The sequence below is a fragment of the Leptospira kirschneri serovar Cynopteri str. 3522 CT genome (genome assembly GCF_000243695.2).
GTDB lineage: Bacteria > Spirochaetota > Leptospiria > Leptospirales > Leptospiraceae > Leptospira > Leptospira kirschneri.
Genome location: NZ_AHMN02000017.1, coordinates 21626 through 37804, shown reverse-complemented (window position 1 = coordinate 37804; position 16179 = coordinate 21626). Strand labels below are relative to the sequence as shown.

10 protein-coding genes and 2 pseudogenes are annotated in these 16179 nt (G+C 35.0%); 4 read left to right on the top strand and 8 right to left on the bottom strand.

Annotation, left to right across the window (positions count from 1 at the left end; genetic code table 11):
• Positions 1–123: 123 nt before the first annotated feature.
• The 5 genes from LEP1GSC049_RS209635 to LEP1GSC049_RS209655 all read right to left on the bottom strand — a co-directional run bounded on the left by LEP1GSC049_RS209635 (position 124) and on the right by LEP1GSC049_RS209655 (position 4961).
• Positions 124–1341, bottom strand: coding sequence for a hypothetical protein (locus LEP1GSC049_RS209635; protein ID WP_004759223.1), 1218 nt, complete (start codon positions 1339–1341; stop codon positions 124–126).
• Between the two features lie 62 nt (positions 1342–1403).
• Positions 1404–2120 (bottom strand): ABC transporter ATP-binding protein, encoded by a 717-nt coding sequence (locus LEP1GSC049_RS209640; RefSeq protein WP_004759288.1) that lies wholly within the window; start codon positions 2118–2120, stop codon positions 1404–1406.
• A 1-nt stretch (position 2121) separates the two neighbouring features.
• A complete protein-coding gene (locus tag LEP1GSC049_RS209645; RefSeq protein WP_004750773.1) occupies positions 2122–3360 on the bottom strand; it encodes an FtsX-like permease family protein in 1239 nt (412 codons plus the stop codon).
• Positions 3360–4175 (bottom strand): RND family efflux transporter, encoded by an 816-nt coding sequence (locus LEP1GSC049_RS209650; protein ID WP_016561127.1) that lies wholly within the window; start codon positions 4173–4175, stop codon positions 3360–3362. Before LEP1GSC049_RS209650 ends, LEP1GSC049_RS209645 begins: the two co-directional genes overlap by 1 nt.
• A 30-nt stretch (positions 4176–4205) precedes the next feature.
• A complete protein-coding gene (locus LEP1GSC049_RS209655; RefSeq protein ID WP_004771083.1) occupies positions 4206–4961 on the bottom strand; it encodes a TetR/AcrR family transcriptional regulator in 756 nt (251 codons plus the stop codon).
• An 885-nt stretch (positions 4962–5846) separates the two neighbouring features.
• Here LEP1GSC049_RS209655 and LEP1GSC049_RS209660 point away from each other — a divergent pair.
• Together LEP1GSC049_RS209660 and LEP1GSC049_RS2000000228970 are read left to right on the top strand one after the other, a co-directional pair.
• The gene (locus LEP1GSC049_RS209660) at positions 5847–7835 is read left to right on the top strand and encodes an LTA synthase family protein (RefSeq protein WP_004750296.1); all 1989 of its coding nucleotides are present in this window, start codon (positions 5847–5849) and stop codon (positions 7833–7835) included.
• Positions 7836–8121: 286 nt separating this feature from the next.
• Positions 8122–8250 carry a hypothetical protein gene (locus LEP1GSC049_RS2000000228970; RefSeq protein WP_016748073.1) on the top strand — a complete coding sequence of 43 codons (129 nt, stop codon included), beginning with the start codon at positions 8122–8124 and terminating at the stop codon, positions 8248–8250.
• Between the two features lie 419 nt (positions 8251–8669).
• Here LEP1GSC049_RS2000000228970 and LEP1GSC049_RS02070 read toward each other — a convergent pair.
• Positions 8670–10584: pseudogene (locus tag LEP1GSC049_RS02070) on the bottom strand (phosphoethanolamine transferase family protein).
• Between the two features lie 591 nt (positions 10585–11175).
• Between LEP1GSC049_RS02070 and LEP1GSC049_RS209665 the strand changes: the two are divergent.
• Together LEP1GSC049_RS209665 and LEP1GSC049_RS209670 are read left to right on the top strand one after the other, a co-directional pair.
• Positions 11176–11676 carry a hypothetical protein gene (locus LEP1GSC049_RS209665; protein WP_001007332.1) on the top strand — a complete coding sequence of 167 codons (501 nt, stop codon included), beginning with the start codon at positions 11176–11178 and terminating at the stop codon, positions 11674–11676.
• Between the two features lie 1523 nt (positions 11677–13199).
• On the top strand, positions 13200–13646 hold the full coding sequence (locus LEP1GSC049_RS209670; protein WP_001284494.1) for a transcriptional regulator: 447 nt from the start codon (positions 13200–13202) through the stop codon (positions 13644–13646).
• 1020 nt (positions 13647–14666) lie between these two features.
• Here the strand turns inward: LEP1GSC049_RS209670 and plsX are convergent.
• Positions 14667–15672: pseudogene (plsX, locus tag LEP1GSC049_RS02000000224890) on the bottom strand (phosphate acyltransferase PlsX).
• A 5-nt stretch (positions 15673–15677) separates the two neighbouring features.
• Positions 15678–15878 (bottom strand): 50S ribosomal protein L32, encoded by a 201-nt coding sequence (gene rpmF / locus LEP1GSC049_RS209675; RefSeq protein WP_000290471.1) that lies wholly within the window; start codon positions 15876–15878, stop codon positions 15678–15680.
• Positions 15879–16179: the final 301 nt, after the last annotated feature.

Sequence of the window (16179 nt, the reverse complement as noted above, 5' to 3'; positions counted from 1 at the left end):
ATCTACGTTAGCAAAACGGAATTATCCGTTCATTTAAAATGGATAAGAAACAAAAGAAAATTGATTTTCAACAACTATAATATTCATTTACTTAGAAATTCTTTTTATAATAAATCAAGGCCTTCAAAAATAAACGACCCTAAGATCCAAACCGCCATGAGTTACATGAATCGTATCCGTCTTAATTCCTATATTGCGAATCAGGACGGACCAACAATCCTCATTCGGACAAAGTATCAAACCGCTCAGTTCACAGGGAAGTTTCCACCAATGTTTGAGCCTTTCTCCCAATTTTTTATAAAATCCAATCGAATAACCTTTTTCTAATCTAAGTCCATACGGAGGATTCAACAACATCCAGACTCGTCTACATCTTCCGGAAGCGTTCCAAATATCTTCGGCAGAAAAGCTAAAAAAGTCACCTTTATCCTGGATAAAACGAAAAGAACCAGAAAATCCTAAGTTATTTAAAAAATCTTGATATAGGTTTATTCTATTTTTAGAATATTCAAAAATTTCATCTTCCAGCTCGTTCCACCAGATTCCGATCGGATTTTCCAAAGAATTCTTTAGAGTTTTCTTTTTTAAAAAATCCCAGGTCGCGCTTGGAAATTCTTCCATATCCTGAAATAAATAACTTCTAACATAATGAGTAAAACTAATTCCTAAAATAGAATCCACAGCCTCACGAACAAAAGTCCCAGTTCCGGCAAACGGAACAAAAATCCCATTCGGATCTGGAAGAATAGAATGCATTTTTTGTATTATAAATCTGGCAAGATCTTCCCGAATCGGAGCCGATTTAGAAAGAGGTATAAAATTTCCCCTTTGATTGAGAGGTTCTCCCGAAAGGCTTAGATTCAAAACGATTTCGTCTTCTACAAGAAGAGCGCTGAGTTCAGTCGTTTTGATTCCGGAAGACAATGGAATACTTGATTCCCAAAACGTCTGTAAATCGCTAGAAGTACATTTGTTTTGCCCTTTGACTTGTGAACGAAATCGAAGCCCCCACTCTTTTGGAAGAATATTCGATTTTCTTAAAGCATCCTCAAACCCTTCAAAGGTAAAAGATCTTTTAAACGGAAACATTCCCAAATTCAATCTAAAATCTCTCACCCAAGGAATTCTCACTAAAAGTTCAAGCGCTTGTCTGAAGTTGGCGTTTTCGAGCAAAATTTTTCCGTGTTGAGTTTTCAAAAACGGAATCTGAGTTTTTGGAAGATAAGAATTGGAAATAATTTTTTTAGAGATTCGATCGGTTTCTTTGAAAGATCCGGTCGGAAGTATATATTCCCACCTTCTGGGCAAACCCGCTTTAAACTTTGGAAAATTCCAACGCATAAAACATAGAATCAAAAGTTAGACTTAGAAAGCCTATCTGAAAATTTTTTCCACTTCAGGATTCAATGCACCGTTTTCGTACTTTTTTTGATCGTTTCAAACTCTTTTAATGAAACAACCCTTCCGTCCACAAGATGAATTTGTCTTTTGGTTTTAGAGGCAAAGTCGGGATCATGAGTTACTACAAGGATGGTGGTTTTGGTTTCCCGATTTACCTTTTCCAGAATATTCATAACTACTTTTGTATTTGCAGAATCCAAGGCGCCGGTTGGTTCATCCGCAAAAATATATTTAGGATTCATCACAAGCGCGCGCGCAATTGCCACTCTCTGCGCCTGACCTCCAGACAGACGATTGATCCTATAATTCATCCGATCTTTTAAATCAAATTCTTCTAAAAGATGTTCCGCATAACTCTGATATTCTTTTAAAAGTCCCGCTTTTCTTGCAGGCATCAATACGTTTTCGATCGCAGTAAATTCAGGTAATAGATAATGAAATTGGAATATAAAACCCATTCTTTTATTTCTAAACTCGTGGATCTCCTCTTCATTCATTCTATAAATATTTTTTCCGTCTATTTTGATCATTCCGGAACTAGGAGGATCTAAAGAACTGATCATATACAATAGAGTACTTTTTCCGGAACCGGATTTTCCAGTAAGAGAAACGTAATCTCCGTCCTCTATATCAAGTGTAACACCTTTGATAATTTCGGAATTACCGAAAGTTTTTCTAAGATCGCTTACAGAAATTCCGGAATCATTTACGGCTTGCATCTTATTCTCCACGTATGATTTCAATTGGAGAAAGTTTTCCGGCGGATCTTGCTGGAATCCAACTCGCAATCAAAGTAGCGGTCATAGATTGTATAAACGCCTGTATATAAATCGCCGGAGCAAAAGAAATCACCATATTTCCGGCACCTGCCGAAAAAAGAGGATTTGTAAAAGGAAGGGATTCGATTCTTAAACAGACTAAAAAACCTAACAACAATCCGATCAAACCGCCTGAAATTCCAAGTATCAATCCCTGTAAAAGAAAAATAGTCAAAACTTCGTTCGGCCTATAACCTATAGAACGGAGGATCGCTATTTCCCTTTTCTTCTGATTGATAATTACATTCAAAATATTATATATTCCAAATCCAGCAACCGTCAAAATCGCTGCGGTCATGGAATAACGGATCGCATCCTGTAGTTTAAAAATCGCAAAAAAATTGGAGTTCGCTTCTTCCCAACTTAGAATTTTATCATCGCTGATACTTTTCCATTCTCCCGCCTTCTGGAGAGAACGGTTTACGTCTTTGAGACGAACGGCTATATCTGTGATCATTCCTGACTGTGCCGTCAAAAGTTGAACTTCGGATAACAGCCCGTAGGCGATTCCATCGTCCAAAGCCTTATTTCCAGAACGAAAAATTCCAGAAATCCGAAACGGAGTTTTTTCCTGCAATCCCGAAGTCAACCAGATTGTTTTATTCAATCCAAGTCCGAGAAGTTTTGCAAGCCCATCTCCTAAAACGATTCTATTTCCCGCCGAAAGAGATTCTACACTTCCCTCGGTGATATAATCTGCAAGAGGAGTAATCAAAGTTTGTCTGGATGGAATGATTCCTATAATTTTTCCCGCTTCTTGATTGGAACCGGAAAAAAGAAAAATTCTTCCGCTCACTTGTGGAGAATACGCCTCCACTTCTTTATCTTGTTCCAATCTTTCATACCAGAGACTTGCGTTGTTTAAATGGTTAGAACCTCGTTTTCCAGAAGGAGGAGAGATCCAAAATACGTTTTCTCCTGGAAATAAATCATCCATAGAGTTGGGTTGAATAATTTCCTGTCTGGAACTGATCCGAATGTGACAGTCTGAATTGATCAACTGATCGACTAGATAACCTCTAAATCCTAAAAGAACTCCGGATATGATGATAAAAGCCGCTGTTCCCAAAACGATTCCGGAGAGTGTTGTCAGAGTTTGTTTTCCTCTGACTAACATTTGTCTGATCGCTATAAACCACATTACGGGACCTCCGAAAGTTTATCCCCAACTTGTATGTCTCCGTCTTTTACCTCTACAAACTGTTCCGATTTTAATCCCGGTTTAAAGGAAACCGAAATGGATTTACCATTTCTGAATATTATAACTTTCTGTTTCTTTTCGTATTTTCTAGGAATCAGAACCACATTTTCTTTTTTGCCGATTTCTATCGCAACGTCTGCGGTCATTCCAGGCAGAACTCCTTCGGGGAAATGAGCCACTTCGATCCTTGCAAAAAATTGTCCCGCGTGGGAAAAAGTTCCTCGAACCCTTCCTTGAATTATCTCGTTCGGCTTTCCTTCAAAACGAATCAACGCGTTTTGATCTTTACGAATCGAAAGAAGAATTTGTTCGTCAAGAGCAACGATTAGATATTTAGAACCAATTCCTAAAACTTCAATCGCTAGAAAATTTTGAAACGCGACTTCTCCTTCGTGATAACCGACCTCGGAAACGATTCCATGAATCGGAGAACGAACGATCGTAGCCCCTTCTAACTGAAGTAACCCCTGGCCCGAAACAACTTCATCTCCTTCTAAAACAAATACCTTTGTAATTTTAGTAGGAACTCCGACTCTAAATCGAAACGTATCCAAAGAATGAGCGGTTCCGAGTCCGTAGGCTTTTTCCGTAATCGGACCGATAACCGCCACATCCTCTACTTTCTTTTTGTCTTTCATGGATAAAAATAAAAACAAAATTAAAAACGGAATTAGAGGCAAAAGAATCCGAAACACAAGACGTAGAGATCTATAGACTGCAAACCAATATTTTACTTTATTGATGAAAACATTCATAAAAACTCCTGATCAAAATCGATTGCGATTTTAAGATCTCTTCTTTTTCTTTTTCACCTTTGTCGCAGTTTTACGAACGGTTTGTTTTTTCTTAGGCTGGGGTTTTAAGACCGGAGCTTCTTGTATTTTAGGGGCCAGTCCTCTTGCAATAAACTCGATCGTTTTTTTTAATTCTGCTTCTTGGTCCCAACCGTCTTCTGGTTTAGGTGGATAAAAAATTTCTGTAAGTAAAACAAATCCCGCAAGATTGACCGCAACCAAACGAAATGCACTATTGATCGGAATTTCTTTGGAGATCATTCCTGCGTCTTGAAATTTTTTTAGATGTTCTTGAATCAAAGGAGCCAATCTTTGTCTAAAGACTCGTTCTAAAAGACTTCGAACTTCCAGAGTGACAAAGGCTTCTTGAAGAATAATTCGCATCAGATTTTTATTACTCCGAACAAAACCGATTCTCTCTTCAAAGACGGCTGTTAAAAATTGTTCGAGAGAAGTGAACTTCTGTGAAAAGACCATTGTCTGTAGTCTTCTGAGAGTAAGAGGTGCAAAAAACTTTTCTAAAATAGGGGAAACCAATCTTAAAAGAAGTTCCTTTTTACTCTTAAAGTGTTTAAAAATCAGTCCTTCCGCGACGCCTGCCTTTTTAGAAATTTCTATCGTGGTCGCTGCGGAAAAACCTTTTTGGGCGAAAATTTCAATCGCCGCCAAAAAGATTTTCTTTTGTCCTTCGGGCCAGTTTGAATCCAGCTCGATACTTTCATGCATTTCTTGATTTGGTGAGTCCATGGTGAGTGATCACTCACTTATAATTTTGCACAAGTAAATTTGTCAAGATTCAAATTTTTTAAATTTTTAGACAACGGGAACCGGTCACGAACAAGAAAGGTATTATTTTTACATTATTGAATTTTTGAAAAACAGATCACTTTTAAACCCAACCAGTTTTACAGCCAACAATAAAATCTCAAATAACAATCGGATCAAAAATCCTCAGAAAACCTTTTAGTTGGATATGACAAACTCATTTAAATCATACGATTCATAATACAATACTCTCAGAATTTAAACTACTGATTGCAAAATCTAAGTTTCGCTTTTACTTTGTATTGAAAATTTTCAATCTTTCTTAAATCTACCTAAACCTTACGTGGTTCCTCATAGTAAGGAACCAATGATTCTGAAAAAAGCTGAAATCTGAACTTTACAGATTGATTCTTTCAATGTGGGAACTAACACAATTTATAAAATAGAAGCTTATAACAATTAAATCTTCGTTATTCAAGTGTGGGAACTCTCACAAACCACGATTTTACGAACCAATTCTAAAATTGTAGGAACTACTACTTTTAGAAAATTCTTTTTTATTTTCTTACGCCCTGCTCACGTTATTGAATAGTTTACACTTTAATCCTGTGAATTTAGAGAAAGAAAACCGGGGCAAATAAAAACTCAAGTGCAACGAACTCCCTGAATCCGATCCTTAGATAAACATTAAGTGCTCAATTTTATAGAGATCAGTAATAGAAACATTCATTTAGATCTTAGAGTTTTGCTTCTGTGATAACCTAATTTTTAATTATTTTTGACTTGAGCCTTCGGCTTTATTTCAGCCTAGTATAGTTTTTGAGAATTTAAATTTTCAATTCCTATCCTATTTAAAAAAGAGTTAGAATGTTTCAACGTTTACCATCCCGCTTTAAACTTATCTTAGGTTATGTTCTCTACTTCGCACTTATACTTCTAGTTTATAAGATCGCGTTTCTTTCGGTCTACTCTTATAGACTTCAAGGAGTTCCTTTCCAAGAATTGACATACGCGTTTCTATTAGGTTTTCGTTTTGATCTAGTAGTAATCGGAATGACACTCGGATTATTTGCATTTCTCTCCGTATTACCTTATTTCAATCGATTTAAGTTGTACCGTTTTTTCTGGGGATACACACCTCTACTTTTAGGGATTTGGATGATAGCGCATCTGATAGCAGACATCATCTATTTTGAAAACGCAAATAAACATATAGGTTATGAAGGATTTGTATTTCTAGGAAAAGATTTAGGTGTGATTCTTAAATCCGCATTAGAACAAAATACGATCACTTTTATAATAGGAGTTATATTTCTACTCATCTTTCTTCCATTATCTACTTGGTTATTTCTCAAATACAATCCGTACCGTTATCAAAAGGAATCCTGGAAATCCACAACCGTTCAAATTGTACTCGTATCAATCATAACGATCATTGCAATTCGAGGAGGAATCCAAGAATCACCCATAAGAGCGACTAACGCTATCGTTTCCGGAAACAATTTTGTGAACAACATCGCATTAAACGGCGTTTTTACTTCCATCATGGATTTAAAAAGCCAGTCCATTCCTAAATTCCTCAAGTTGGAAACGCAAGAGGCGATTGCAATTGTACGAAAAGAAACCGCCTACGCGGGCGCAGAATTCATCAGCGATAAATATCCGATTTTACGAGTTCAAAAAGAAACCAATCCAGGAACACCACCTAACGTAGTATTGATTATGTTGGAAAACTGGACCGGAAAATTCATCAATCCCATTTCGAACGGACTTGTGGAAGGAAAAGAGATCACTCCGTATTTCAACCAACTTTTAAAAAAAGGAAGATTTTATAATCGTTTTATCGCTTCGGGAGGAAGAACGACTAACGGAATGATGTCGATACTCACCGGAATTCCGGATCGACCAGGGTTGACCGTAGTAAGAACACATCAAGTTCTAGGAAATTTTTCCGGAATCGGAAACATATTCAAAAGAATGGGTTACGACACGTATTTTGTGACGGGGGGCGATTTGAGTTTTGATAATAAAAGCACCCTAATGCCTCATTGGGGTTTTGATACAGTACTCGGAGAAAAAGAAATCACAAAATTAGGAAGATTTAAACTAGGAGCGTGGGGATACGACGACGCAGATGTATTACAATTATTGCATGAACGGATTTCCACCTCTAAAAAACCCATCTTAGGTTTGGCTCTAACACTAACCACTCATTATCCTTATAGAACCCCTTCGGAAAAATTCAGAATTTTTGGTCCTTCTACAAGAGACTACGATTTCTTAAACGTCTACAACTACGCAGATTGGGCCGTTCACAACTTTATCACTCAGGCGGAAAAATCCGGATATTTCAAAAACACAATTTTCGTTTTTGTGGCAGATCATACTCATCATAGATATTTAGATTACTATGAAGATAGAAACGTACCTTTTTTAATATACGCTCCCGGAAAAGTGGAACCAGCGTTAGACGAAACTATAGCTTCCCAATTGGATATTATCCCTACAGTTTTAGGACTTGTAGGAAAAAAAGCCTACTTTTCCGCAATGGGTAGAAACCTATTGGCCCCGGAAAGAACTAGGACCGCCTACTTCGCATACGGAAACTTATTTGGGTGGATAGAAAGGGAACTTTTTTACTTAAGATTTTTTGACGGAGAAGAAGACCTTTCCTACAACATCAATCCGCCACGCGAAAAAAATAACTTCTGTGGCAAAGACCCTTTCGTATGCGAAGAAATGAGTAAAAAAGCAAAAGCCTACTTAAACCTGAGCTACGAATTATTAAATCGAAATATAGTTTTCCCTTCGGAAATGGAACTACAAAAAATAATATCTACAAATACGAGACCGTAAGCAAAATCGATCGATTTATAAAATTCATTCTGTATTAACCGACGAAAATAGAGACGTTCTCGTTTTGAAAATACGGATTTGGTTTGATAAATTAACGTGAATTTGAAGTAAAAAAACGAGAAAGAATTTTTTAAAAGTATGAGTTCCCACAATTTTCAAAGTTCAACTGGTAAATCCTTGATTTGTGAGAGTTCCCACAGTTAAAATCGATTCGTTTAGATGTGGAGTAATGTGGGAACTACTATGAAATATCGTCTTCCGTCAGATTCCCGCACAAAATCTGCGTTTGGCAGCCACTACAAAAAAACAGAATATACAAACTACAAAATTCTTTTCTCCGAAAGCCGCCGCACAAAGTTCCGGACAGCCTACTTGGATTTATACAGGTAGATCAAAACCTTTTGCACAAAAATAAATCTATATACATATTTAAAACAAATATAAATACGTATATTCCACGAAATCACTTAGTATATCAAGTTTTTAAAATACAATATTTTTTGAATGTTTCTAAAAGAAAAACAGTCATAAGTTCTCTATATATTTAAAAGCATATTAGAGTTGTTGAAAAATTCTATAGCGAGGTTTAGCAAAACTGTCTCAATTACACATTTCAATACAACGGAAATTCATTTTTCAAAAACTCTATTACTGATCCCTATAAAAATAAGTACCGTTAATTCTATCACAAAACGCTGATTCCATATAAAATATTAGGTACTTTATTATATAGTTATCAGCAATATTGTATTTTATTTTATTTTACAAGATATGAATTTACAATTCCATCTTCCACAAGAATGGGCAGCGCAACCTATGATTCGTTTTCAATTTTTAGAGTTTAATTCCGGAAGCAGAATACAAATCGTGACAAAGACTACACTCGTCCAACTGTTTACGAATTTCTCTCCTTTTTTCTAAATTCAGAACGGGCCAGAGATTTTCTTTCTCATAAGGATCCATTTGAATATCGTAGGCTTCTTCGTCAGGAGGAAACGAATTAAGACGAAGCATATAGTGTAAGTTTCCTTTGATATAACTCATCCCAACCCGATAAAGAGAAGTTTCATTGTTATTTGCGATAAAAATACGACGATCCTCAGTCAGATCGGAAAAAAGAGAACGTCCCTCCAAATTTGGAAAGATACCCCTTTACATCCGGTTGATTGGAAACACCTAACAATTCTGCAACGGTTGGAATTAAATCCGCATTGGAAACGTTCTTATTCATATTCTTTTTTAAACGATCACCGAAGTGGTTCTTTAAAGAGTTAGGCACGAAAAAAAACATAGGAATCGCTAAAGTTTCGATATGATTACTTTCTATATGACCAATATAATCGTGTTCAAAAAGAGCTTCCCCGTGATCCGAAGTAAAAATTACAAGAGTATTTTCCATCAAGTTTTCTTCATTCAAAAAATTGAATATTTCTTTCAAAAGAAAATCTAGATAACGAACAGAATTATCATAGGGAGCCTGTGTATCCTTACCAATCGGAAAATGAACGAACTCTTCCGGAACGATATACGGAAAGTGATTTGTATTTAAATGTAAAACTCCAGCAAATCTGGAATCTTTATTTTTAAGAGACTTAACGTGATTTTGAAATTCGGCGATCGTTTTACGATCATCGATTCCAATATCATTAAAAACTCTAAGCCCGCTGATTTCTTTATTCCATAAAAAATCGATTCCAGCGTTTCTAAAAAAACCTGAAAAATTATTCCAACGAAAACTATGACTCGAAATATAAAACGTAGAAAGACTAGCAGCTTTACCGTATTCCCAAAACAAAGGAAAACTATGAGTCATAGAAATGGGTTGGATCGGAGAAACACCGGACAACAAACTCGGAACGGAAATTAAAGTAGAACTCGAATTCGAAAAAGCTTTTTGAAAAACCACAACAGAACCTTTCGAAACGTTTCGAGTCCAATGATTTAAAAACGGAGTAGTATCTTTATGATAACCGTAAAGAGTCATACTCTTTCTACGAAGACTTTCACTTAAAACGATCAAAACATTTTTCCGAAAAGGAACCGATCCCCTTTTCAAATTAGGTCTATTTCTAGACTGTAGTCCCGCAGAACCGAGTCGATCCCCGGTGATTAAGTTGTATAAATTTCGATTGATAAATGAAATCGAATTCACATCCGAAACATAAATTTGATCATTAAAACGGGTATTGTTATGAAAAAAAGCCGTGAGAACAAGAACCCCAAAAACCAAACTGAAATAAATACTTTTTGCAAATCGAACCGGTTTAAAATTTTGTGAAGCAATTCTTAAACTCACTGACAACAAAATCAAAAGAAAGAAGAAAACGATCCAAACCCAAGCCGTAAGCCCGGCGCTGAGAAGCGTCCAGCTATTAAATGGTTCTTGAAAGATATACGAAAAAACAAAAAAATTCGGCATGATTCCAGTATATATAAAATAACCGTAAGAACCAATCATACAAACCGAATAACATAAAGAAGAGAATATTAAAAGAATCCAATATACCTTTTTGTTCGAAATAGAATCCAGTAGAGAAAGAGAAAAAAGAAGCAGAAAATAGATCAAAATCGAATCAAGAAAAGAAAGAAGATAATAATACAACTGCAAAGTTTCCATGTGACTCAGGATCTTCCAACGCAGTCCTATATCTAAAAATAGAATCAAAGACGGCACAAAAAAAAGAGAGAAAAATCTAAATCCGGAATTGGAAACGAAAGAATTTAAGTTTTGTCGAAAGAAAAAAACCAAAAAAACGCTCCGTTTTTGCTAGAAATAAATAGAATTTTGCCTCGTTGAGAGGATTTAATTTTTCATTCAGATCATAAATCGAAAGGAAAGAAAATCTCCATGGTAAGCAACAACTTACATGTTTATTAAAAAAATGTATTAGAAATCAAGTTTTTTTCGAAAGGAATTTAGAAAAATCCATTTTTGATCCGTAGAAATCGAGTATTTTGAAAACGATTTAAAGAAATCTGATATTCTAAAACCAGATTTAGAATCTCCAACGCTTAAAATTGATTCTATTCAAAACGAATAGAGTTGTTGAAAATTCCATAGTTCAATTAACAAAACTGCTTCAATCGACCATTTCCATGAAATAGAAGCGGATTAAGAATTAATTTTTCAACAACTCTAATATAATAAAGTATCGGAATTCCGCCTCTAAAGCAGGGATTCAATTCAAAATTTATGGTATTCTATTTCTACAAGATTAGTAAGCGGGAAAAATATCCAAAACTACATTCTAATTTTAACTTTGGGTAGGTCTAAAAAACTTATATCATCCAAATAGAAACAAGAATAATCAAGATTCACACGATTCATAGAGAAATAGATTTGGCAATTCAAGCCTTACTTACTGAAATGGGAATTGTAATGAATATTGAACTCACTCGGGACCAATACCAAGCTCTATTAAAATCTCTAGCGATCACAAGATTTTTATATCATTCCATTCTGGATGAAGAGGAACCTGCCGCGGATAGATTAGACTCTTACGATACATTCGAAGATATGGAACAGCAAATTTTATCTTATGCAAAAGCAGTAGAAGCTTCTCATCTAGTAGCATATGATAAGGAAGAAGAGCTTCATTATCTTACCAGAGAATTCGAAGAAAAGACGGATATTTCTGATCTCATCACAGAATATCAGGATAGTATCTTTTGGGATGAACTCATTCAAAGGCTCGCCGCAAGAGACTTTTTACGAATCTACGACGAATCCGAAATCAAAGGAATGGCGATCGAGGAAAGAATCGAAAAAGAAGCCCCTTTCATTTCAAAGTATGAGGAAATTTTTACAGAATCTGGAATCGAAAATCTAGAAATTAAATGAAAAATTAGTTCTCAAATCCAGATCGTTTTCAAAAAAGAATCTTTGATCGATCCCTATCCTTAAATTTTTATCGTAAAATCCTATTCCAAAACAAAACATTAGGTATTCTATTATATAGTTACTAGTAATCAAAACGTAAAGAAATTACTACTTTAAACTTTTTTAAAGCCCTATGTCTAGTCATTCTCACGTATCTTTTCAATTTGAATTAAAATATGATAAACACTAAGATCTATTTAACGTGAGCAGAATCAGAACCTGGTCGAACTTGCCGAACCGAGTTCTTTAACTCTGATCAATAAATTGCATACAGGAAACATAATACAATAATTGTCTTTAGTTTTAATATAAAACGCGATTCGTAAAGAGCGTTTTGCTGAGTTTCAAACGCGATTCGTAAAGAGCGTTTTGCTGAGTTTCAAACGCGATTCGTAGAGAGCGTTCTACTGATTTCCTCTCGTATCGATCTCTTTCGAGTTAACTCACGTTTATTTATGAAGATGATTCAAATTTAATTTTCTAGTTTTTAAAGACTAAAAAATAAGGAGTTCCCACATTCATTTTTACTTTTTCGCCGTAAAAACTAGACTCTAAGAAACAGATTTCTACTGGTTTACTTCAACCTTTCTAAATCATTACTACTCGGACGCATGAAAATAATACAATTCTGAACCTGTTTCAAAACTTAAAATGTGGGATCTCACACAAAAACCAATAATTTTAGGTTAGATATAATTTTTTGAGAATTTCTACGTCTTTGTAAAAGCGCCCATTCATTTTCTGATACTATTTTCATACGCCCGAGTAACAAAACATAGCAACGTTTTTTCAGGTTCAAAAGGTTCTTATAAAATACTTAGGGAATCAAAATCGATTTGAATACCAAACATTACAATAACTGCACAAATCAAAACCTATAATATTTGATATTTATAATCCTTATTTACCTAGAAACATCATATCTAAAATCGACTATAAATTTCCATTTTATCGTTTTGTTATCAAATCTTTTGAAAATAGAACTAAATCATAGAAATAAGAATAGATCACGAAAAAAAGAACGGTTTCGTTTGTTATATTTTTTCATTGTTGGTTGATTTAACTTTTTATTTTTAAAATTTAGAAACGATCTCTTTAGATCTCTTTAGTATTTCTATTCGTTTAATTTATAGATTCATTTTTTAAAAAAACTAACATTTTGTCTAAAAAAAGACGTTTCTTTGAATATATTATGTTGGAGGAATTACGGCTATCGTCTGAATTCACACCTAACCTCATTTATAAAAAGGAAAACAACGCTTAGTTAGGTGAAAGATTTGTATACGTATTCACTTTATTCTGTGATTGAACTACTATCAGATACTAAAATTCGAAGATGTTAGAACTTACTGAAATTTTCCAAAAAATGCATATTTCTAACGACCAAATTCATTTTTAAGGTTGTAATAAAAAGGGCGTTCATTACATATTTTAGTAAATTTATAAAAAAGGATCTCTATTTAAAAATTGAGTCAACGTTGAGTATGGCAAATAAAATTATCACAATCCCTTTGGAAAATATAGATTTTTCTTCTCCGGGAAAACGACTTCGTTATGCTATAAAAAATATATTAGCGATGAATGATGAAGATTTTGCAACTTCGATCGGCAAATCTCAAAATTACATCAGTTACATTTGTAACGATAAACGTCCCTTATTGGATAAACTTGCGGCTGATATTGAAACTACACACGGTATTTCGGGTCTATGGCTGATCAAAGGACAAGGAAGTCCCGAAGTGAATTCTTCCCTAAACGAAAATTCGGGCACTGTTAAAAAAATGAAAAAAAGGGATTATCTTTGGAATAAAATATCCAACGATAAAGCGGAAGATATTTTAATTTCTTTCTATGATGATATTCCAAATGAAACCCGTAGTCTAATTTATCAAATGATCGTTGCGGTTTCCAAAAATAGTCGATATAGCTAAGATCTTTTTTGAATTAAGAAGATAAATTATAATCCGAAAACGTATGTCGTATACATTTTACTTGAAAAACCTTCTACAGTATTCTACAAGTTATAACTTTGTATTAAAAATTTATTCATCTTTAGATTTAAGCCGGGAGAATAATAAGCAACTAATCCAGAAGAAATTACTTTTTTCCAAAAATTATTTTTAAACTTCTCAACTAAATGCGGCTGATCTTTAGGAATATTCCTATAAAGTTCTAATAAAAAAGCAATTCTATCACGCTAAAATCTAGGATCCTTGTTATCGAATTTTCTTCGAAAAACGGATGATCTAATAAAATCGTAAATTTTTTCTCTATCGAAACATACAGAACTTTTTTAAAAATCGAAGGATCGTACATGACAATTTCAGTAGAAAAGCAAGGTTTCCAGACCTATCATAACGTAAGTTTGGTATAAAACTCCATGATTCTGAAAAAAGTTGGAATCTGAACTTTATAGATCGATGTGGGAACTACTACAAAATTTCGTTCGGAAAAGTATGATTTAAAATCGCAGAAAAGATAAAAAGAGACGTAATCTACCACAATTTACAAAATAGAAGTTTATAACTGTCGTATTCAGATGTGGGAACTCTCACAAATCGCGATTTTTACGAACCAATTCTAAAATTGTAGGAACTACTGTTCTCAAGCCGAACTACCTTATTATAGAATTGTTTTTCTAAAACTGGATCTTTTCAAAATTTGTTATAAAACATATTTAAAATTTCGAATCGATTAGATTGTAATTTTACATTTGATTCAACACTGTAAAAAAAGTGTCGGCAAATATTCTAATTTTATTCCAAGAATAAACCCGTTTCCATTCGTATACCATCCAATATCCGATTTTTTTAAATCAGCTTCGATATGCACACGTTCGTAAGGAAAAAAACCTCTTTTTGTAATTGTTAGATTTTTTCCAAAGCCACGACGTCCAAAGACTCCAAAAGTTTTTGCAACACAATTGGATCTTTGATTCTTCTCTTACGAAATCAAATATTATACTTTTTGAGATCAGCAGCAATTCGATCGTTGATCTGATGTTGTGCACATTCAACCGCAACCCGAATCGCACTCTGAACCGCAAGCGCATTGGACGAACCGTGTCCGATCAGACAAATTCCGTCTACTCCTAATAAAAGCGCACCGCCGTATTCGGCGTAATCCAAACGTTTTTTAATAGCGCCTAACGTAGGTTTTAAAAGTAAGGCTCCGGTTTGTGCAAGACTAGATTGTTTAATACCTTCGCGTAAAACGTTAAAGATAGATTTAGAAAGACCTTCGGTTGCCTTCAAAACTATATTTCCAATAAAACCATCGCAAACTACTACATCCACGTCCTTGCCGCTTCCGTATAGATCTCTTCCTTCCACGTTGCCCACAAAGTTGATAGGAAGTTTTTTGATCATTTCAAAAGCTTTTAAGGAAACCGTATTTCCCTTTTTATCTTCTTCTCCATTAGAAAGAATACCGACCTTTGGATTCAAAATATTGAATATTAGCTTTGAATAAATTTCGCCCATCACTGCGAACTGCGCCAAGTAATCGGGTTTACAATCTACATTTGCGCCCGCATCCACAAGCAACATGGGTGGACCGTTTTCCTGAGGAATTGGAGCCGCAATCGGAGGACGCAGAACTCCCGGAATTCTTCCTAAATATAAAAGAGCAGAAGCCATCGTAGCTCCCGTATTTCCGGGAGAAAACATTCCGACACAGGTCTTATCTGCTACAATTTGTGTGGCTTGAACAACGGAAGAATCCTGAAGAGTACGCGGCAATAGAAGGAGAATCATTCATGTCGATGATCTCCGAAGCGTGTTGGATTCTTATTTTATTTGTATCGTATTCGAATTTGAGGAGTATTTCCCCGATTTCTTCTTCTTTGCCGACTAAGACTACATTGGCCCCGTCTTGGTTTACGGCATTTACGGCACCTTCAATGATTTTTTCCGGCCCGTAATCGCCGCTCATTACATCGACGGCGACCCACATCATAGAAATTAATTTTCTTCTTTAGGCTTCTTAACTTTCGGTTCTAAAACAATTCCAGTTTTATAAAATCCGCAAGTAGGACAAATTCTGTGTGGAAGTCTATACGAATTACAATTGGGACAAGGCACCAAATTCGGTTTCCCGATGGCATGATGAGCACGTTTTGTTCTAACTTTTGATTTCGATTTTCGTCTTTTAGGAACTGCCATTACTTTCCTCTTGGGAAATTGAATTGTTAGACTATCCTTTTTAGAGGTCTGTAATCCTCAACAATTATTTCGATTCAATACGAATAAGAATCTCTTTTGGAAGCAAAAATGGACCACTCCAAAAACACAGACATTTATAGATTACTGCAAAAACGATCAGAATACCTCTGGAACAGTATCCAAGAACACGATGGTAGCACTTGAGTAGAAAAATTCGTTAGGTCTTCACTTCATTCATAGAAGTTAAAGTATTTGTTAAATTTCTACGGATTGTTTTGAACAACTCAAACAAACACTTCTT

What these genes read in the sequence shown, in the direction of transcription:
- LEP1GSC049_RS209645 (WP_004750773.1), bottom strand. Translation starts at nt 3,360, where the DNA reads ATGTGGTTTATAGCGATCAGACAAATGTTAGTCAGAGGAAAACAAACT.
- rpmF (WP_000290471.1), bottom strand. Translation starts at nt 15,878, where the DNA reads ATGGCAGTTCCTAAAAGACGAAAATCGAAATCAAAAGTTAGAACAAAA.
- LEP1GSC049_RS209660 (WP_004750296.1), top strand. Translation starts at nt 5,847, where the DNA reads ATGTTTCAACGTTTACCATCCCGCTTTAAACTTATCTTAGGTTATGTT.
- LEP1GSC049_RS209640 (WP_004759288.1), bottom strand. Translation starts at nt 2,120, where the DNA reads ATGCAAGCCGTAAATGATTCCGGAATTTCTGTAAGCGATCTTAGAAAA.
- LEP1GSC049_RS209655 (WP_004771083.1), bottom strand. Translation starts at nt 4,961, where the DNA reads ATGGACTCACCAAATCAAGAAATGCATGAAAGTATCGAGCTGGATTCA.
- LEP1GSC049_RS209635 (WP_004759223.1), bottom strand. Translation starts at nt 1,341, where the DNA reads ATGCGTTGGAATTTTCCAAAGTTTAAAGCGGGTTTGCCCAGAAGGTGG.
- LEP1GSC049_RS209650 (WP_016561127.1), bottom strand. Translation starts at nt 4,175, where the DNA reads ATGAATGTTTTCATCAATAAAGTAAAATATTGGTTTGCAGTCTATAGA.
- LEP1GSC049_RS209670 (WP_001284494.1), top strand. Translation starts at nt 13,200, where the DNA reads ATGGCAAATAAAATTATCACAATCCCTTTGGAAAATATAGATTTTTCT.